Annotated in this window: 19 protein-coding genes and 2 pseudogenes; 9 read left to right on the top strand and 12 right to left on the bottom strand. The window is 64.7% G+C overall.

What is annotated here, in order from left to right; translation table 11 throughout:
- Positions 1-60: 60 nt before the first annotated feature.
- On the bottom strand, positions 61-708 hold the full coding sequence (locus ACMGT0_RS16840) for a helix-turn-helix domain-containing protein (RefSeq protein WP_416769016.1): 648 nt from the start codon (positions 706-708) through the stop codon (positions 61-63).
- Positions 705-866, bottom strand: coding sequence for a hypothetical protein (locus ACMGT0_RS16835; RefSeq protein WP_192842725.1), 162 nt, complete (start codon positions 864-866; stop codon positions 705-707). Before ACMGT0_RS16835 ends, ACMGT0_RS16840 begins: the two co-directional genes overlap by 4 nt.
- Positions 867-1,079: 213 nt before the next feature.
- On the opposite strand from ACMGT0_RS16835, the gene ACMGT0_RS16830 reads away from it, so the two are divergent.
- Positions 1,080-1,760: a GNAT family N-acetyltransferase gene (locus tag ACMGT0_RS16830; protein WP_416773501.1), complete on the top strand. Its 681-nt coding sequence runs from the start codon at positions 1,080-1,082 to the stop codon at positions 1,758-1,760.
- 6 nt (positions 1,761-1,766) lie between these two features.
- Here the strand turns inward: ACMGT0_RS16830 and ACMGT0_RS16825 are convergent, their stop codons facing one another.
- Positions 1,767-2,621 carry a CAP domain-containing protein gene (locus ACMGT0_RS16825; RefSeq protein ID WP_416769015.1) on the bottom strand — a complete coding sequence of 285 codons (855 nt, stop codon included), beginning with the start codon at positions 2,619-2,621 and terminating at the stop codon, positions 1,767-1,769.
- 192 nt (positions 2,622-2,813) lie between these two features.
- Between ACMGT0_RS16825 and ACMGT0_RS16820 the strand changes: the two genes are divergently transcribed.
- From ACMGT0_RS16820 to ACMGT0_RS16810, 3 genes and pseudogenes are all read left to right on the top strand, one after another.
- Entirely contained in the window at positions 2,814-3,443 is a 630-nt protein-coding gene (locus tag ACMGT0_RS16820; RefSeq protein WP_054060008.1) for a cell wall hydrolase, read from the top strand.
- Between the two features lie 124 nt (positions 3,444-3,567).
- Positions 3,568-4,323 (top strand): annotated as a pseudogene (locus ACMGT0_RS16815) (MCP four helix bundle domain-containing protein); the annotation flags it as partial.
- Positions 4,318-5,181, top strand: coding sequence for a methyl-accepting chemotaxis protein (locus ACMGT0_RS16810; RefSeq protein ID WP_416773499.1), 864 nt, complete (start codon positions 4,318-4,320; stop codon positions 5,179-5,181). The pseudogene ACMGT0_RS16815 and the gene ACMGT0_RS16810, both read left to right, overlap by 6 nt.
- A 6-nt stretch (positions 5,182-5,187) precedes the next feature.
- Here the strand turns inward: ACMGT0_RS16810 and yghX are convergent, their stop codons facing one another.
- Complete coding sequence (gene yghX / locus ACMGT0_RS16805) at positions 5,188-6,075, bottom strand: YghX family hydrolase (RefSeq protein ID WP_054060006.1); 888 nt, start codon at positions 6,073-6,075, stop codon at positions 5,188-5,190.
- Between the two features lie 128 nt (positions 6,076-6,203).
- Positions 6,204-6,320: pseudogene (locus ACMGT0_RS16800) on the bottom strand (phosphate ABC transporter ATP-binding protein); the annotation flags it as partial.
- Positions 6,321-6,434: 114 nt separating this feature from the next.
- Here ACMGT0_RS16800 and ACMGT0_RS16795 point away from each other — a divergent pair.
- Positions 6,435-7,067 carry a hypothetical protein gene (locus ACMGT0_RS16795; protein WP_054060005.1) on the top strand — a complete coding sequence of 211 codons (633 nt, stop codon included), beginning with the start codon at positions 6,435-6,437 and terminating at the stop codon, positions 7,065-7,067.
- Between the two features lie 150 nt (positions 7,068-7,217).
- On the opposite strand, the gene ACMGT0_RS16790 is transcribed toward ACMGT0_RS16795, so the two are convergent.
- The 3 genes from ACMGT0_RS16790 to ACMGT0_RS16780 all read right to left on the bottom strand — a co-directional run bounded on the left by ACMGT0_RS16790 (position 7,218) and on the right by ACMGT0_RS16780 (position 9,582).
- Positions 7,218-7,763: a hypothetical protein gene (locus tag ACMGT0_RS16790; RefSeq protein ID WP_054060004.1), complete on the bottom strand. Its 546-nt coding sequence runs from the start codon at positions 7,761-7,763 to the stop codon at positions 7,218-7,220.
- 110 nt (positions 7,764-7,873) lie between these two features.
- The gene (locus ACMGT0_RS16785; protein WP_054060003.1) at positions 7,874-8,428 is read right to left on the bottom strand and encodes a UPF0149 family protein; all 555 of its coding nucleotides are present in this window, start codon (positions 8,426-8,428) and stop codon (positions 7,874-7,876) included.
- Between the two features lie 140 nt (positions 8,429-8,568).
- Positions 8,569-9,582: an aldo/keto reductase gene (locus tag ACMGT0_RS16780; protein WP_054060002.1), complete on the bottom strand. Its 1,014-nt coding sequence runs from the start codon at positions 9,580-9,582 to the stop codon at positions 8,569-8,571.
- A gap of 278 nt (positions 9,583-9,860) precedes the next feature.
- Between ACMGT0_RS16780 and ACMGT0_RS16775 the strand changes: the two genes are divergently transcribed.
- Positions 9,861-10,097 (top strand): hypothetical protein, encoded by a 237-nt coding sequence (locus ACMGT0_RS16775; protein ID WP_273820820.1) that lies wholly within the window; start codon positions 9,861-9,863, stop codon positions 10,095-10,097.
- A gap of 73 nt (positions 10,098-10,170) precedes the next feature.
- Here the strand turns inward: ACMGT0_RS16775 and ACMGT0_RS16770 are convergent, their stop codons facing one another.
- Positions 10,171-11,484, bottom strand: a complete 1,314-nt coding sequence (locus ACMGT0_RS16770) for an MFS transporter (RefSeq protein ID WP_054060000.1) — start codon at positions 11,482-11,484, stop codon at positions 10,171-10,173.
- A gap of 158 nt (positions 11,485-11,642) precedes the next feature.
- Between ACMGT0_RS16770 and ACMGT0_RS16765 the strand changes: the two genes are divergently transcribed.
- The 3 genes from ACMGT0_RS16765 (at position 11,643) to ACMGT0_RS16755 (ending at position 15,958) form a co-directional block, all read left to right on the top strand.
- The gene (locus ACMGT0_RS16765) at positions 11,643-12,740 is read left to right on the top strand and encodes a sugar diacid recognition domain-containing protein (RefSeq protein ID WP_416769014.1); all 1,098 of its coding nucleotides are present in this window, start codon (positions 11,643-11,645) and stop codon (positions 12,738-12,740) included.
- Between the two features lie 207 nt (positions 12,741-12,947).
- Positions 12,948-14,087 (top strand): glycerate kinase, encoded by a 1,140-nt coding sequence (locus tag ACMGT0_RS16760; protein WP_416769013.1) that lies wholly within the window; start codon positions 12,948-12,950, stop codon positions 14,085-14,087.
- 194 nt (positions 14,088-14,281) lie between these two features.
- Complete coding sequence (locus ACMGT0_RS16755; protein ID WP_054059540.1) at positions 14,282-15,958, top strand: SulP family inorganic anion transporter; 1,677 nt, start codon at positions 14,282-14,284, stop codon at positions 15,956-15,958.
- A gap of 143 nt (positions 15,959-16,101) precedes the next feature.
- Here the strand turns inward: ACMGT0_RS16755 and pncA are convergent, their stop codons facing one another.
- The 3 genes from pncA to ACMGT0_RS16740 form a co-directional block, all read right to left on the bottom strand.
- The gene (gene pncA / locus ACMGT0_RS16750) at positions 16,102-16,755 is read right to left on the bottom strand and encodes a bifunctional nicotinamidase/pyrazinamidase (RefSeq protein ID WP_416769012.1); all 654 of its coding nucleotides are present in this window, start codon (positions 16,753-16,755) and stop codon (positions 16,102-16,104) included.
- 171 nt (positions 16,756-16,926) lie between these two features.
- Complete coding sequence (locus ACMGT0_RS16745; RefSeq protein WP_054059538.1) at positions 16,927-17,712, bottom strand: anti-sigma factor family protein; 786 nt, start codon at positions 17,710-17,712, stop codon at positions 16,927-16,929.
- A complete protein-coding gene (locus tag ACMGT0_RS16740; protein ID WP_054063277.1) occupies positions 17,709-18,206 on the bottom strand; it encodes an RNA polymerase sigma factor in 498 nt (165 codons plus the stop codon). Before ACMGT0_RS16740 ends, ACMGT0_RS16745 begins: the two co-directional genes overlap by 4 nt.
- Positions 18,207-18,239: the final 33 nt, after the last annotated feature.

The raw sequence follows: 18,239 nt of genomic DNA, 5'->3' as shown, positions 1-18,239 counted from the left end.
ATCCGATCATGAAAGGCCCGGCTGGAGCGATCCATGCCGGGCTTTTTCGTGCCGGGTCGTTCAGTCCAGGCGTTCGGGGTGGGTCACCACCAGATAGGCCACCGCTTCGCTGTCGGCGGGGTTGCGGTAGCGGTGCGGCTGGTCGGCGTAGAACAGGATCGAGTCGCCAGGGGACAGCAGGTAGCGCTCGTTGTTGACGCTGATCTCCAATACGCCCTGGGCCACCACCAGGTTCTCCTGGACGCCGGGGCCGTGGCCCTCGGATGCCTCTTCGCCCAGTGGGCTCAGGCGCAGCTCGTAGAATTCCGATTGGCGGGTCACGTCGAAGGGAAACAGGGCGCGGCTGGTGAAGGTGCCATTGGCGTTGACCAGGCGCTTGCTGCGGCTGGCCGAGAGTACCGCAACCCCATCGAAGGCGCGGTGTTCGAGAAACGCCGCCACCGAGACCTTCAGGCCCTTGGCGATCTTGCACAGCACCTTGATCGACGGCACGCTGCGTCCGGATTCGATCTGCGCGAGCATGGCGCGGCTGACCCCGCATTGGCGGGCAAGGGCATCGAGGGAAAGGTGGTGTTTGCCGCGCAGGCGCTGCAGGTTCTCGGCGACCCGTGCACAGATCGGGTCTTCGTCGAGCGCCGGCAGGTTGTTCAGGTCCAGGGTTGGCTCATCGGAGCCAGCCAGGAACCGCGAAGGATCTTGTGCATTCACGCGTGACGGGTCTCGCTGGCGCGTACGCCCTGAGCCCATTGGAACGCCTGTTGGCCAGCGTTGCGTGCATAGAGCGCCCACAGTACCCGGCCCAGTTGCTGCGCCTGTTTGCGCTTGCGGTAGTGGGCGAGGTCGATGACGGTATCGGTCGGCTGCATGGGGACTCTCCTGTGTCGGTATGCGCTGAGAGTACGTGGTTGTTCTAATAACGATAAATACTGATTTTTTATTGATTGATTACTTTTTGATCTTAATCGCTGCGCCTGACAGTCCACCGTTCCCCTGTGGCAGACCGGGTACAATGGGCAAGTCCGGGCATTTCCCCCCCCCCCCCGAGCCCGGACATGCCCTTGCCCGGAGCCCGATTGTCGATGTTCACGCTGACCCGCCTGCAAACCCCACCCCCAGAGTCGATCAAAAGCCAGATCCTGCAAATGGTGGTCGACTATTTCACCGATATCAGCCAGGTCGCGCTGCCCCCGAGCAACCCGTTGTACAACCTCTATCAGTACGGGGTCGGCTACGAGGTGCATCTCTATCTGGAGGCCATGGACGGCAGCAAGGGCATCCCGGCGGAACTGATCGTGGCCCTGGATGACGAGGCCCCATCGCAGGTGCTGGGCTTTGTGCTGTATCTGCCTGCCAGGGATGACGCTCAGGCCTGCGCCGTAGCCTACATGGCCGTCAAGGCCGATCGCCGCCGACAAGGTGTGGCCCGCGCGATGCTGGCGCGGATGTTCGAGCACTACCCCCACGCCGAACTGGCCTGCTCAGCGGGCAAGGTGCCGTATTTCGAGGCGATGGGATTCCAGGTGCTGGCTGCCCGCGGGCCGCAGGTGCTGATGAACACTCGTGATCACGGGACCGACGGCCTGATTGCGGTGATCGACGTGGCGCCGATCTACAGCTCGAAGGAGGTGCGGCAGATTCATGCCTACCTGTTGCAGCAGCACGGGCGCAAGGCGATGGCGGAGGCCGAGAAGAAGCGCGACCGCCACCTCGACCAGCTTACGCGCCAGGCCAGTGCCCTGGTCCAGGAGCGTCTTGGCTGAGCCGCACTATTGTTGGGTGCCGAACATCGCGGTCCAGTAGATGCCCGAATCGCTCTTCGGGTCGACCGCATAGGCCCCGCCCATTTCGTGGAACTGCGGGTTCATCAGGTTGGCGCAATGGCCGGGGCTGGCCAGCCAGCCATCGACCACCTTGCGCGCACTGTCCTGGCCGGCGGCGATGTTTTCGCCGATCTGCTGGGCGAGGTAGCCCGCCAGCTCGGCGCGGTCACCCGGCGTGTGACCGTCGCGGTCCTGGTGGTCGAAGAAGTTGCTGTTGGCCATGTTGCGGCTATGCCCCTCGGCCGCGCCCGCCAGCAGGGCGTTCCAGGCCAGCGGTGCACTGGCGGCGAACGGCTGGCTGCCACACTGGCGCGGCTGGCTGCGGGCGCCGTTGATCATCTCCAGCAGTTTCTGGCCCTCGGCCTGGGAATCGCCAAGGCGCGCGGTCAGCAGCGGCCGCGCGAGGACGATACGCCAGTCGTTGCCCTGGCGGCTGACGCCGATGTCGACGAACTGCGGGTCCAGCACCACCCGGCAGAAGCTCTCGCGCACGGCCTTCATCGCTGCATCGGCATCCCGCGGCCCGGACAGGCTGATCGCCTGCACATTAACCATCGGATAGGCCGCCCGCGTCAGCGCCTGCTGCAGGTCGCCAGGGCTGTCCGGCGGCAGGACCAGGCGGGGATCGGCCGCCAGCGGTGGCAGTTCCAGCGAGGCCTGGCCACCACAGCGCTGGATCTGGCCACGGTAGCTGTTGATCGACTGCAGCAGTTGCGTTTCGTCGCTGGCCAGGGCATTGACACTGACTGCCAGCCCCAGGGCGAGCACGGCTGGACGCAGAGTGGAAAACAGGGCGTGCATGGACATCTTCCTCGAACGAACTGCGCACATGATGCGCGATAGTGCCCCGGTGAAGGCAAGGCCTTTTGTGTGAAACCGGTGGTGGAATGATTCATCCGTGGTGCGGTCGAACCTGCCAGCCCGCCCCGGATCGACTGCCCGGCCGTGGCAGGTTGATCATCGCGGGCAGGGTTTATTCGACAGGGTTCGATCATGCGTCTCAACGGGATAGTCGCGTGTCTTGTGATCACTTTTATCGCCTGCGAAGCCGCGCTCGTCGCGGCTGCCGAATCACAACCCCAGCCACAGGTCGTCATCGACAAGGCCGAAGCGCTGGAACAGAAAGCCGCCGAAAAGCAGAGCCCGGCAGCGCAGCCGAAGGCGCCAACCCTGACCCGGGGCGAGACGCAGGCGGTGGACCCGGCTGGCGATGCCGCGGTGGCCGATACCATCACCTGCCTGTCGCGCACTATCTACTGGGAGGCCAAGGGCGGTGAGCCAGCCGACATGGAGGCGGTCGCCAGTGTCGTGATCAACCGGCTCGGGCATGACGGTTTTCCCGGGACCATCTGCGAAGTGGTCAAGCAGGGCTCGGAGAAGAAGGCCTGCCAGTTCTCCTGGTGGTGCGACGGTCGTCCGGACGATGTCCAGGAGGAGGACCGTTATGCGCTTGCCAAGGAAATCGCCCGCAAGGCCCTCAACCAGCAGCTCGAGGACCGCACCCATGGCGCCATGTACTTCCATGACCGCAGCGTCAGTCCGGACTGGGTCAGGCAGTACATCCGCACCGCCGAGACCGCCAGGTTCCTGTTCTACAAGCCCAGGGACGACAAGGCGAAATAGCCCTGTACAGCGCAACGGTGCGGTCAAACCCTGAAAATGGTCTTAAATAACCGTCAGGGGGTGTCGGCACGCTTACTGTTCCTGCGGCCGACCGGTTTGTCCTGGGCTGATAGAGGGCTGCATTGTGTCGATAAGATTGCGTCTGTACCTGCTGATAGGCAGCGGCCTGCTCACGGTGCTGGTCATGGGGTTGGTCGGTTACCTGGGCAACCTGCGGATGGCGCAGGCCACCAGCGACAGCGAGGTGAGCATGACCCTGCTGCGCAATCACCTGGAAGCCGACATGATGCACGATGCCCTGCGCGCCGATGTGCTGTCGGCGATGCTGGTGGGGCTGGGCAAGAGCGCCAGTTCCGATACCGAGGTGCGCGATTCGCTGACCGAGCACGCCAAGCACTTTCGCGAAGTGCTGGAGGAGAACCTCAAGCTGCCGGTCAACGACACGCTCAAGGCGGCGCTGAACCAGATCAGGCCGAGCCTGGAAACCTACATCGGCGCGGCCGAGCATATCGTCGACCTGGCCATTGCCAACCCGGACGGTGCCCAGCAGCAGTTGGGCTCGTTCAACAGTGCGTTCAGCCAGTTGGAGGACGCGATGGCCAAGCTGAGCGAGCTGATCGAGTCCAACGCGCAGTCGAGTGGCGAGGGTACCCGGCACACCATCAACAACGCCAACCTGATCCTGGTGGGGGTGCTGGTCGCCGGCCTGCTGTTGCTGCTGGTCCAGGGGCGTTGGGTCATCAACGGCATCATGGGCCCGTTGCAGGCCGCCAGCCGTATTGCCGCCGACATTGCCCATGGCGACCTGAGCACGAAAATCGACGAGCCCCGGCAACAGGACGAGGCTGCGCGGCTGATCCGCAACCTGGCGACCATGCAGCGTGACCTGCGCAGCATGATCGAGGTGGTACGCAGCAATGCCCATGGCGTCAACGACATGAGCGAACAGTTGAGCGGCGGCTGTCATCAGGTGGCGGGCAGCAGCCAGCAACAGAGCGAGGCGGCCGGCACCATGGCGGCGGCGGCCAGCGAAATGACGGCGAGCATCGAGGAAATCACCCGCCACGCCGAGCGCGCCCTGGACATGGCCAACCAGGCCGAAGCGCTGGCCAAGAACGGCGGCCGGGTGATTCACCAGGTGGTCAGCGACATGGATGACATTGCCCGCTCGGCACAGCAGTCGGCGCAGGTGATTCGGACCCTGGACAAGGAGTCCGAGGCGATCTTCGGCATTGTCCAGGTGATCCAGGGCATTGCCGAACAGACCAACCTCCTGGCGCTCAACGCGGCCATCGAGGCGGCCCGTGCCGGCGAGCAGGGCCGCGGTTTCGCCGTGGTGGCCGATGAGGTGCGCGGGCTGGCCGGACGCACCAGCGCCTCGACCCAGGAAATCGCCGATATGGTCCTGCGTATCCAGAGCAGTACGCGCGAGGCGGTCAGCAGCATGGAGGCCGGGGTGGCCCAGGTCGACAAGGGCATGGCGGTGACCGCCGAGGTCGAACGGGCCATCCGCGAAATCCTCGAGGCGACGCTCAACACCAGTCAACTGGTCAACGACATCTCACGGACCATCGGCGAACAGAGCCTGGTCAGCAACGAGATCTCCCATCAGGTGGAGAAGATCGCCGACATGTCCGCCGGCAACAACCGGGTCATCGGCCAGACGGCGGAAGCCACCGACCAGTTGTCCAGCCTGGCCGGGAAACTGTCGCAATCGGTGGACCGCTTTCGGCTCTGACGACACTCAGGCGAGGTAGCGGCGGAACCAGGCCACGGTGCGGTCCCAGGCCAGGTTGGCGGCCGCCTCGTCATAGCGGGGCGTGGAGTCGTTGTGGAAGCCGTGGTTGACGCCCTGGTAGATATGAACCTCATAGGTCTTGCCCGCACTCTTGAGGGCCTGCTCGTAGGCCGGCCAGCCGTCGGTGATGGGTTTGTCCAGTTCGGCATAGTGCAGCAGCAGCGGCGCCTTGATCCTGGCGACATCCTCGGCCTTGGGCTGGCGGCCGTAGAACGGTACGGCCGCGCCCAGCTCGGGGTAGGCCACGGCCGCCGCATTGGCGACTCCGCCGCCGTAGCAGAAACCGGTGATGCCGACCTTGCCGGTGCTGGCATCCTGTTTCATCAACCATTCGATGGCGGCGAAGAAATCGTTCATCAGCTTCTCGGGGTCGACGCTCTTCTGCAGCGCCACGCCTTTCTCGTCGTTGCCGGGGTAGCCGCCGACCGAGGACAGGCCATCCGGCGCCAGGGCGATGAAGCCGGCCTTGGCCACGCGCCGGGCGACATCCTCGATATAGGGGTTGAGACCGCGATTCTCGTGCACTACGACCACCGCCGGGACCTTGCCCGTGACCCGGGCCGGGCGGACCAGGTAGCCACGCACCTGCTGATGGCCTTTGGGCGAGGGGTAGGTGATGTATTCGGCGATGATTTCCGGGTCGGTGAAGGATACCTGTTCGGCCAGTGCATAGTTCGGGCTCAGGGCTTGCAGCACGCTGGCGGCTGCCATCGCGCCGAGGGTGAACCTGGCCGCACGGTCGATGAACTCCCGCCGGGTGATCCTGCCATGGACGTAGTAGTCGTAGAGTTCCAGCAGTTCGGGAGCGAAGTCTTTCGCGGTGAGACGTTCCATCGTGGCGCTACCTTGTCGGGTGGTTCGAGAGGCTGATCCATGCATTTGAAGGATCAATGCAGTCGACTCATTAAAGCAGCCTTTGACCGTCCCATGAAACCAGGGCCGCACCGGAGCAGCGGCAATCGGCCGAAACGACCGGTGATGTAATTTTCGGTCTGTTTCATTTTTGGATGGGTGAAGATCGAGTCGGTGGCATCGCGCTCGATCAACTCGCCCATGAACATGAACGCTGTGTAGTCCGATATCCCGATATTTTTCCGAAATATGGCCTTTTGATGTTGCGTGCGACGCTCTAGAATCCCGCCGCAGCAACTCCGGTGATGGAGGCGCTTTGATATCTCACTAAGGACGCGGTAATGAAGATCGGAAAAATGCTGGGGTTGGCCCTGGCGCTTACGTTGAGCGGTTGCGCCAGTTTCACGAAGGATGAAGTGGCTCCGGTCAAGATGCCTTCCATGGCGGCCTATTCGAACAAGCCGAACGTTTTCGTCAAGTTCGATTTCTACCAGGGCGAGCCGAAGAGCGCGTCGGCGGTCGAGGTTCCACAAGCGCGGGAAATGCTCAAGCCGCAGTTGCAGAAGGCACTGACCGACTCGGGCCTGTTCGGCCGGGTGACCCTGGACGAGTTCCAGAAGCAGCCGGGTGACTACAACCTGCGCCTGAAGGTCTACAACCACCCGCCAGGGGGCGGTCAATTGGCGATGGCTTTCGTCAGCGGGTTCACCTTCACCCTCATCCCCGCGCTGGCGACCGACCAGTACACCATGAGTCTTGAAGTGCTCGACCCGCAAGGGCAGGCCCTGAGCAACAGCAGCAACCACGATGCGATCAACACCTGGATCGGTATCTGGTTCCTCCCACTGGCGAGCAAGACGCCGAAGGATGCGGTGAACGACACCTTCGGCCGCCAGGTCAATGCGCTGCTCAAGCAGATGGTCGAGAGCAACAGCCTCAAGTACTCGGCGCTGGGCTTCGCCCCTCGCGCCTGATCGGCAAGCCGATACGCCGTGCCGCCTTCGCCGTTCGCGGATGGGGCCGGCTCCCGCGGCAACCGCGCCCGACACACATGTTCTGTGCGTCGCCCGTTGTGGGGGCCGGCCTCATCCGCGAACGGCCAGCACCCTCAGGCTGTCATGCCCTCACTTCAACGCCTGGATGAACAGCGGGTCGCTGTACAACGCGTTCAGCAGGCTGCGCACCAGCGGGTTGTAGGCATTCGCCGCATTCGGAATGGCGATCGCTCCTATCGGGCTGCTGGCCCATTCGCTGTGCACTTCCCGGGTCGCATCGTAGGTCACCTGGCCCGCCTTGAGCAGGGTGAAGTGTGCCGCGAGTACGCCCGTGCCTGTGCCTGCGCCGGCGGTCAGGTCGTTTTTCACCAGCAGCACGTTCAACTGCCGTGGTGCCTGGGGATCGAGCAGGCCGGCCAGCCGCAGCTCCTGGTTCAGGGCGTCCTGGACATGCAGGGGGATGCTGCCGCTGGGCGAGCGGATGGGGTTGGTCCGGACGGTCAGTGAACCCTGGCCGCTGGCTGCGGTGACCTTCGCCTCGCTGATCGGCTCCAGGGGCAGGTTCTGCTTGAGCACCTGCACGTTGTCGAAACTGGGGTCGTAGCGGGTGATGGTCATGCCACACCCTTGCAGCAACAGCGCCAGCAGGGGGATGGACAGTAGAGCTTTTTTCACGGCATTTCCTTGCGTGAGTCGAATGGGAGCGGGATTATCGGTTGGTGGCTTTTGGCTATCAACCGATGATTGCGACAATCGACGCCGGTGTCTGTCCGGGAGTGCTGCCGTTACCGCTGTGCCTGCCAGTAGTCATGCAACCCACGCGCCGCCGGCTCGATGGCCGCCACGCGCTGGCGATGCAGGACCACGTCGAGGTCGGCCGGCAGTTCGAAGTTGTCCTGCTCGGCGCACAGGGTGATCGCGTCCAGCCACTGGGCTTGCGCCGCCGGCAACGCCGGCCATTGGCTGACACCGACGCCGCGCAGATAGCCGAAGCACCATTCCTCGGCCAGGACCAGTAGTTGGCCCTGATGCTCGGTTTCCTCGAAGCGGGCCCTGAAAGCCTGGGCATCGCTGGCCAGTCGGGTTGCCCGGGCGTTCATGTGGCGTACGCTCAGGTCGATGAAGCGCTTGCACTCCTGGGGCGTTTCCCAGTTCGGATTCTGGTCGCCCCAGATTGCCGGGAACCACACCGAGATATCGACTGGCAGCGGGCCGGACACCAGTGCGGTGAGGTAGCCGTCGAGCTCGGAAGGATTGAGGACGGAGTGGTCGTCGCCGTATTTGAGCAGCGTGTCTTCGATGAACTCGAAGTCGGCGTCGTTCAGTGGCTGGTCTTGCATGGGAGGATCCTTGCAGGGTCGGGCGCGGCAGCCATTCGCCGCGCTGGAGAAAAGGCGCGCAGGATGGCGCGTTCAGCGGCATTTATCCAGCGTGGCAACGCGACGGGCGAGGGCGCATGCGCGCCTCGCCGCGCTGACCATCACTTTTCGAGCGGCTTGCGCCCGGAAACGAAGTGGCCGACATCGTTGAAACCGGGCGTCGAGGCATGCCCCGGGGTGACCAGCGAATCGATGAAGGCTTCGTCCTCGGCATTGATTTTCACGTCCAGCGCCCGGGTGTAGCTGTCCCACTGTTGCTCGGTGCGCGGACCGACGATCGCCGAGCTGACCGCGGCGTTGTTCAACACCCAGGCAATGGCGAACTCGACGATGCCGACGCCGCGGCCCTGAGTGTATTGCTGGATCTGCTGGGCGATACGCAGGGACTCCGGCCGCCATTCGGTCTCGAGGATACGCCGGTCCTGGCGTCCGGCACGGCTGCTGGCGTCCGGTACCACGTCCGGGGCGTACTTGCCGCTGAGTACTCCGCGGGCCAGCGGGCTGTAGGGCACCACGCCAAGGCCATAGGCCGCGGCGGCGGTGATCTGCTCGACTTCGGCCTGGCGGTTGACGATGTTGTACAGCGGTTGGCTGATCACCGGCCGGTCGACACCGAGCCGCTCGGCCACGCGAATCACCTCGGCGATTCGCCAGCCACGATAGTTCGAAAGGCCCCAGTAGCGGATCTTGCCCTGGCGCAGCAGGTCGCCGATGGCCGCTACGGTGACCTCCAGCGGCGTGTCGTGGTCCTCGCGGTGCAGGTAGTAGATATCCAGGTAATCGGTGCCCAGGCGGGTGAGGCTGGCCTCGATGGCATTGAAGATATGCTTGCGGCTCAGGCCTCGGCGGTTCGGAGTGCCATCCGCCGGGCCGAAGCCGACCTTGGAGGCGATGATCCAGTCGTGGCGATGGCGCGCCACGCCTTCACCGACGATTTCCTCCGAGCGCCCGGCGTTGTAGACATCCGCGGTATCGATGAAGTTGACGCCCTGGTCCCAGGCCTTGTCGATGATGCGCAGCGAAGTCTCGGTATCGGTCTGCTCACCGAACATCATGCTGCCCAGGGTCAGGGTGGAAACCTTGAGTCCGGAATGACCGAGGAGGCGATAGCTCATGCTGGAGGTCCTTTTACACGGAAGGAAAGTGCTCCATCAGATACCAGAAGCCCGGCCTGGAGCAATCCCCAATTTCCCCCGGCAGTCGTGAACGAGCGGATCGGGTGGTTCGCCGCGTTTCCTGCCGATACGGGTCGAGCACGGCTACCGTTCGTCGGAACTGTCATTTCTGACAGGTATCCAGTCACGGTGAAATCGAGAAATATTTTGTTACGACTTGCTGCGGAGCAAGTGCTGCCCAGGTCGCATTCAATCTTGGTTCTACAGGGAGAGGAACAATGTTCAAACCCAGACATTTCGTCGCACTGGCGCTGTCGGTGATCGTGGCGCAGGGCGCGATGATTCCGGCAGCCATGGCCCAGGCCCGGCCGGCACCGACGACGCAGGGCATCAGTGTAACCAAGGCCGGTACTCAACTGGCAGCGGCCACCCAGAAACACCGGAAAAAACACAAGGTGCACAAGAAGGCGCAGCACTCGGCACAGCAGGAAAGCGCGACGAAGACCCTCGCGTAGCGGGCTTCCCTTGGGGGGAACGAAGGCCTGATAGCCGGCGCTGCCGGTATCAGGCCTTTTTCATGGGAACCGGTTACTGCGCCCGCAGGCCGCGGGTCACGCGCAGGGCCAGCACGGCACCGGCGACGATCACCGCGGCCAGCACATACAGTGCGGCATCGGTGGACCCGCTGGCATCCTTGATCCAGCCCACCAGGTAGGGGCTGAGGAAACCGGCCATCTGGCCCATCGAGTTGATCAGCGCCAGGCCGCCGGCGGCCGCGCCGGCACTGAGCAGGGCAGTGGGCACCGGCCAGAACATCGGCAGGCCGGTGAGGGCACCCATGGTGGCGATGCTCAGGCCAAGAATGGCAATGGCCGGCGAGCTGGCGAAGTTCACCGCGATCAGCAGGCCCACGGCGCCCATCAGCATCGGTACCACCAGATGCCAGCGCCGCTCCTGGCGCAGGTCGGCGGAGCGCCCGACGAACAGCATGAACACCGCGGCCAGCAGGTAGGGAATTGCGCTGAGCCAGCCGATCACCAGGTTGTCGCTGAAACCGAGGTTCTTGATGATCGAGGGCAGCCAGAAGTTGATGGCATAGACGCCACTCTGGATGCAGAAATAGATCAGCCCGAACGCCCAGATCGCCGGGTTCCTGAACACTTCGCCGAGGGAATCGCTGACGGTGCGCGGCTTGTTCGCCGCGTCCTCGGCCTGGTCGGCTTCCAGCACCGCGCGTTCCTCGGCGGTCAGCCACTTGGCGTTGGCGAACCTGTCGGCCAGCAGGAAGAAGGCGGCCACGCCGAGCAGGACGGTGGGGATGCCTTGCAGCAGGAACATCCACTGCCAGCCGGAGAGGCCACCCTGGCCGGCGGCGAAGTGGTTGAGAATCCAGCCGGAGAAGGGGCTGCCAAGCAGGCCCGAGACCGGAATCGCCGACATGAACAGGGCCATGATGCGGCCGCGTCGGAAACTCGGGAACCACTGCGAGAGGTACAGCACCACGCCAGGGAAGAAGCCGGCTTCCGCCGCGCCGGTGAACAGGCGCAGGGTGTAGAACTGGGTCGGGGTGGTGACGAACAGCAGGCAGGTCGACAGCGTCCCCCAGGTGATCATCATCAGCGCGATCCAGCGCCGCGGGCCGAAGCGGGTCAGTGCGAGGTTGCTCGGTACGCCGCACAGCACGTAGCCAATGAAGAAGATCCCGGCCCCGAGGCCGTAGACCGTCTCACTGAACTTGAGGGCGTCGAGCATCTGCAACTTGGCGAATCCAACGTTGACCCGGTCGAGGTAGTTGAACAGATAGCAGATGAAAATGAAGGGGATCAGGCGCAGGGTGATGCGCTTGTATACGGCGTTTTTCAAGTCAGCGGTGGCCTGGGGCAACGCGGCGCTCTGTGACATGTCGGTCTCTCTTTATTATGATTTTTCGCGATGCAAGGGTAACGTTGCTCGCCCTGTGAGTCTCGGCCACCCCGATGCTGCTGTCTTTGTGCCGGCGCACAGGGTTTGCCAGCATGACCTGTGCCGCTGAACAATTCATTGCAAGGACCCCTTCTCTCATGTTCGAACTGGACCACGACCTCGCGCAGGATATCGTCGACCGCACGATGGCGATCCTGCCTTACAACGTGAACGTCATGGACAGCCAGGGCCTGATCCTCGGCAGCGGCGAACAGGAACGCATCAATACCCGCCACGAAGGCGCGCAACTGGTGCTGGCCAACGGCAGGGTGGTGGAGATCGACGTGCAGACGGCCAAGTGCCTCAAGGGGGTGCAACCGGGCATCAACCTGCCATTGCTGCACGATCAGCGCCTGATCGGTGTGTTGGGCATCACCGGTGATCCGGACCAGTTGCGCACCTATGCCGAACTGGTGCGGATGACGGCCGAGATGCTGGTGGCGCAACGTCATCAGCAGGCTGAACAGCAGTGGCGGCGCCAGCGCTGCGATGACCTGCTGGCCTTGCTGCTCGGCGATGATGGTGACTCGCCACGCCTGCTCGACGAGGCCCGGCAGATGGGGCTCAAGCCACAATTGTCGCGAATTCCCTGCCTGTTCGAACTGGAACCGGGGCAGGCCACCGAGGCGCTGATCGCCTGGCTGCGGTCGCGTTACCCGGACAGTTGGTGCTTCAGTGCCAGCGAAGCGTCGTTGCTCTGGTGTCGCCCGGCGACACTGTCGCTGGATGAACCGCGTCTGCTGGAAAAACTCGACGGCCTGGGCTGGAAGGTATTGCGAGTGGCGGTGGGCGGCCAGGCCGATGGCCTGGCGGGGTTGCGCCGCTGTTATCGGCGGGTCAGCGATCTGCTGGGCTATGGTCGCGAAGTGCTGCCGAATACACGCGTGCTGCTGCTCGATCGTTATCGCCTGCCGGCAATGCTCTGGCGCTATCGCAACGACGATGCCCTGGAGGAACTGCTCAAGCCGCTGCGCAGGGTGCTGGCCAAGGACGGCAACGGTCAGTTGCTCTTGACCTTGCGCAGTTGGTGCGAGCATGACGGCCAAAGCCAGGCCTGTGCCGAGGCACTGGGTATCCATCGCAACAGCCTGCGTTACCGCATGGAGCGGATCGCCGAACTCAGCGGCGTCGATCCGTTGCGGCTCGATGGCATGCTGGCGTTGTACCTGGGGGTGCAACTGTTGCCCCAGACCTGACGTCCTGTGCTGCCCTGGTAGGAGCCGGCGGTGCGGCGATCCGACTTGTCGGGGCGCCGAACCGCCGCGAATGGTTCCGCAAGCCTGGCCGGCACGCCTCGGGTTTGTGTGAATGAACAATAAAGCCCCGCAATGCTTGTGCAGCAGACCGGCGTCATGCGCCGTTTCTGCTGGCAGCATGGACGCTACAAGAACCGGAGAAGCCCCATGAAAATCATCATCGCCCCCGACTCCTTCAAGGACAGCCTGAGCGCCGACGGTGTCGCCAGGGCCATCGCCGAGGGGCTGGCCGAGGTCCTGCCGCAGGCGCAACTGCTCCGGTACCCCATGGCCGATGGCGGCGAGGGCACGGTGGAGTCGGTGCTTGCCGCCTGCAATGGCGAACTGCGGAGCGAAACCGTCCAGGGGCCGCTGGGTACCCCGGTGCGGGCCCACTGGGGCTGGTTGCCGCAAAGTCGCACCGCGATCATCGAGATGGCCGAGGCCAGCGGCCTGCAACTGGTGCCGCCCGGACAGCGTGATGCCTGCGTCACCAGCACCTTCGGCACCGGCCAACTGATCGGCGCGGCCCTCGACGCCGCAGCGCAGCGGATCATCCTCGCCATCGGTGGCAGTGCCACCAACGATGCCGGTGCCGGCGCCTTGCAGGCCCTCGGCCTGGGCCTGTTCGATGACCAGGGCCGCGAGTTGCCCCGTGGTGGCCTGGCTCTGGCGGGGCTGCGACGGATCGACCTCGGCGGCCTCGATCCACGCCTGGCATCGGTACGTTTCGAAATCGCCGCCGACGTGAACAACCCCTTGTGTGGGGAACAGGGCGCCTCGGCGATCTTCGGCCCGCAGAAGGGCGCGTCGCCGACGCAGGTACACGAGCTGGACGCGGCGCTTGGGCATTTTGCCGATCAGTGCGCCGCAGTGTTGCCACGGGATGTGCGTGACGAGCCGGGCAGTGGCGCCGCGGGTGGGCTGGGGTTTGCCGCCAAGGCGTTCTTCGCGGCGCGGTTCCGCCCGGGGGTGGAGGTGGTCGCCGAACTGGTGGGACTGGAGCGGGCGGTGCAGGGCGCCGACCTGGTGATCACCGGCGAGGGCCGCTTCGACGCCCAGACCCTGCGCGGCAAGACGCCTTTTGGCGTGGCCCGGATCGCTCGCCAGCAAGGTGTGCCGGTCATCGTGCTGGCCGGCACCCTGGGCGAGGGTTATGAGCAGATGTACCAGCACGGGGTCGACGCCGCCTTCGCCCTGGCTTCCGGGCCGATGAGCCTGGAACAGGCCTGTGCCGAGGCGCCGGCGCTGCTGTCGGCGCGGTCACGGGATATCGCCCGGGTCTGGAGGCTGGCAGCCGGGCGTTGAGCGTCCTGTACCACCGGGTCGCGCGTGGGGTGGTGTCCGCCAGGTGATTCGGCGTTAAGCTTGGCAACACCAATGGTTTGTCAGGAGACGCTCGATGGCTGGTATCCGCCCGCAATGGACCCATGAGGAGGCCATCCCACAACGGGGCGGCCGCCAGGAGCGCTGTTCCCGGGCGGGATGGGCCGGCCTCGTCGATGCGTGAACCTTCCCTGCCGCCTGCCGCTGCCACCCCTGTTCAACCACGCCGCCTGGGGCCCGACCTGATCGCCGGGCTGTCTATCGCCGGTCTGCTGCTGCCTGAGGCGGTGGCTTATTCGAGCATTGCCAACCTGCCACCCCAGGCCGGGGTGATCGCGCTGTTCGCCGGGTTGTTCTGCTACGGCCTGTTCGGCACCAGTCGCTTCGCGATCGTTTCGGCCACCTCGTCGTCCGCCGCGGTGCTGGCCGCAGCGACGCTGTCCGTGGCCGGTACGGACATGGCCCTGCGCCTGACCATGGCCATCGGCCTGGTGATGATCACCGGCCTGATGTTCCTGCTCGCCGGGCTGTTCAAGCTGGGCAGCGTGACCTCGTTCATCGCCAAGCCGGTGCTGCGTGGCTTCGCCTTCGGCCTGGCGGTGACCATCATCCTCAGGCAGGTGGCGAACATCGTCGATGTGCATCCGCCACACAGCGACCTGATCCGCTTCATCCCGGAACTGCTCGGGCAATTGCCGCATTGGAACTGGGCGGGCGCGGCAGTGGCCGCCGTGGCGCTGGTGCTGTTGACGATCTTCGGGCGCCTGCGCCGTGTGCCGGGTGGGTTGCTGGTGGTGATGCTGGGTATCGTGGCAGGCAGATGGCTGGACCTGCCGAGCCTGGGCATCAGCCTGATCGGGGTCATCGACCTGCAGTTGGCAGTGCCGTCACTGCCGCGCCTGGGTTTCTCCGACTGGTTGAAACTGGTGGAACTGGGCTTTGCGCTGGTGATGATCCTGTACGCCGAATCCTATGGCTCTATCAGCGCCTTTGCCCTCAAGCACGGCGACCGGGTCAGTTCCAATCGCGACCTGCTGGTGCTCGGAGGGGCCAACCTGTTGTCCGGGCTGTTTCATGGCATGCCGGCTGGCGCGGGGTATTCGGCCACCTCGGCCAATGAAGCGGCTGGTGCAACATCGCGTTGTGCCGGGGTGGTCGCTGCGTTGGTGGTGCTGGCGATCGTGGCGACCGCGCTGCCACTGATTGCGCTGACGCCGGAGCCGGTACTGGCGGCGATCGTCATTCATGCGCTGGCCCGGGCCGTCAGCCTGGAGCCGCTGCAACGCTATTTTGTCTGGCGCCGCGATCGTTTCCTGGCGATTTGCGCGGTGGCTGCCGTGCTGTTGCTGGGGGTGCTGGATGGGCTGCTGGCGGCCGTGGCGATCAGCCTGATGCTGATGCTGCGGCAGATGTCCTCGGCGGCGGTGCAGGTGCTCGGGCATCTGGCCGACGGGCATGACTTTGTCGATTGCCAGTTGCATCCCCAGGCACGGCAGGTGCCGGGTGTGTTGATCCTGCGGCCTGGCGAAGCGCTGTTTTTCGCCAATGCCGAGCGGATTCTGCGCAGTGTGCAGCGTTTGGCCCATGAACAGGGGCCGCAGGTGCGGGCGGTGATTCTGAGCCTGGAGGAGTCACCGGATCTGGATGGCACCAGTATCGAGGCCTTGCAGGATTTTATCGTCCGCTTCAAGGGAGAAGACAAGCGGTTGCTGTTCGCCCGGCTGAAGCATGGGGCTCACCAGGCCTTGCTGGCGTTGCCGGAGGCGGATCTGTCCGAGGTCGTTCTCAGTGAGCTGAGTGTGTATGCAGTGGTGCAGCAGGCGGGGGCCGCGGGGGGACAGGGCTCGGCCTGACACCCCACAATCATGGGCTGGGCCTGCGGGCCCTTTCGCGGATAAATCCTGCTTCCCCAGCGGATCGTGGTGCCCCCCCCCTTCTGTGAACGCCGGAAACCCGTGGGAGCAGCATTTATCCGCGAGAGGCCCTCAAGACGCCCCTAGAGCGGCATGAGGGACCGGGACTCCACGAACTGCACGCCTGCGGCCTCCATTTCGCCCATCGCCCGCTTCAGCGAGCCGTCCAGGTCGATGGCGCGGCAGGCGTCCGGGACCAGGAAGGTGGTGAAGCCCGCCGCCCGCGCATCCAGCGCCGACCAGGCAACGCAATAGTCCAGCGCCAGGCCGACCAGGTACAGTGTATCGATCCCGCATTCCCTGAGGTAGCCCGCCAGCCCGGTGGGTGTCCGCCGGTCGGCCTCGACGAATGCCGAGTAGCTGTCGATCTGCGGGTTGCAGCCCTTGCGGATCACCAGCCGCGCATGGGGCAGGTGCAGGTCGGCATGCAGCTCGGCACCGTGGCTGCCTTGCAGGCAGTGATCGGGCCAGAGCACCTGGGGCCCGTAGGGCAGTTGCACGGTATCGAACGGCTGGTGCCCCGGATGGCTGCTGGCGAACGAGGCGTGGCCGGTAGGATGCCAGTCCTGGGCGATGATCACGTTGCGAAAGCGCCGGGCCAACCGGCTGATCAGCGGCACGATCTCGTCGCCACCGGCAACGGCCAGGTTGCCGCCGGGGATGAAATCGTTCTGCACGTCGATGACGATCAAGGCGCAGCGTGGGTCGTCCAGGGGCAGGGCGGTGGAGTTTGGCATGGGCGTGTCCTTGTCTGCCGGGTTCAGTTGACGGTCGAGCATACAAGCATGGCACAGCCGGGGGTGTCTGCTGCAATGGCTTGCTGCTGTAGGCGGGTGACGCCATGGCGGGTACGCTGTCGGCTGTTTTCAACGCAGCATCACCGAGTATCAAGGTTTTTCATCCAGACCCTAGACGGCGAAGCGTTGGCGAAGCAGCTCCGCCATGGCGTGCAGTTCGCTCGCCGGATTGCGCCCAATGAGCATGTAGGCGTGGGTCTGGCCAACCCAGAACACCACGTTCATGCCACGACGGACCTCTTCGGTCGGCGCTCGCACACCTTTCTTCGCCCGGGTGATGCACAGGGCCAACGGCCCGTGCCGCGGGTCCAGGTAGGCCAGTTGCGCAATCGGCTCGCTTTCGTACTCGAGCATCTGGGCTCGCTTGAGCTGCGCCCCCGGCAACAGCACCTGGGGTGGTTCCAGTACCAGCCCGAGGCCCTTGTCGAGGGTGCGCAACTGCGCGCGCTGGGAACCTTCGTCGTCCGGCAGACCATCCAGGGTCTGCGCGGTATAGAGCGTCATGTAGTCGGCGACCACGCTGCGCCAGCTGACTTCAGTCTGATCCTTCGGTGCGTGCCAGGCCTGGAACAGTCGATCGGCGGCGATCCCGGCGACCATGAAACTGGCGGCGACCGCCAGGAATCCGCGTCGGCTCATCGATCGCCTGGCCGGTTTCGATGGCAGCGTTTCGAGCATCTCGGCAAGACGACTATGCGGTGCCTGCTCCAGCAGTTCATCGTAGGCTTCCCGGAAGGGCAGGTTGCTGCGGCCCAGCCATTCGACGCGCTCGGCGACCGCCGGGTTCTCGGCAATGGCAACCGCCACCCGGGCACGCTCTTCGGCATCCAGCTGGTCGTCGAGAAAGGCCACCAGCCGCTCATCGGAGGGCATTTGTTGAGAAAACTGGTCAGTCATCGCCGTTCTCCACGGGTTGAGGTGGGTACGGCACGCAGGGGCGGGTTCTGCGCCAGCTTGATGCGCGCGGCGGCGAGCCGGCTCATGACCGTGCCGATCGGCACCTCGAGAATATGGGCTACTTCCTTGTACGACAGGCCTTCGACATAGGCCAGGAACACGGTCTCGCGCTGAGCCTCGGGCAAGGCGTCGACGCGCCTGATGACCTGCGCGGCGAGCACGTGGGTCTGCGCCACCTGCTCGCCATCGAAGGCCAGCACCTCGTCGGCATCGACCTGGCCCTGACCCCGGCGCACGCGCTGGGAGCGGATCTCGTTGAGCCAGATCGAATGCAGGATGCTGAACAGCCAGCGATCCATGCGGGTGCCGGCCACGAACTGTTCACCACGCTCCAGCGCCCGGACGCAGGTGGCCTGCACCAGGTCGTCGGCGAGGTGTCGTTGCCGGGACAACAGCAGGGCGTAACGCCACAGGCGTGTCAGGTGCTGGCCCAGTTCGGCTCGTATTTCCTTGTCGCTGGCGATGGC

This window comes from Pseudomonas sp. RHF3.3-3, from assembly GCF_048069595.1.
In the GTDB taxonomy this organism is placed as follows: Bacteria; Pseudomonadota; Gammaproteobacteria; order Pseudomonadales; family Pseudomonadaceae; genus Aquipseudomonas; species Aquipseudomonas fuscovaginae_B.
This window is presented reverse-complemented; position numbering and strand designations above follow the sequence as displayed.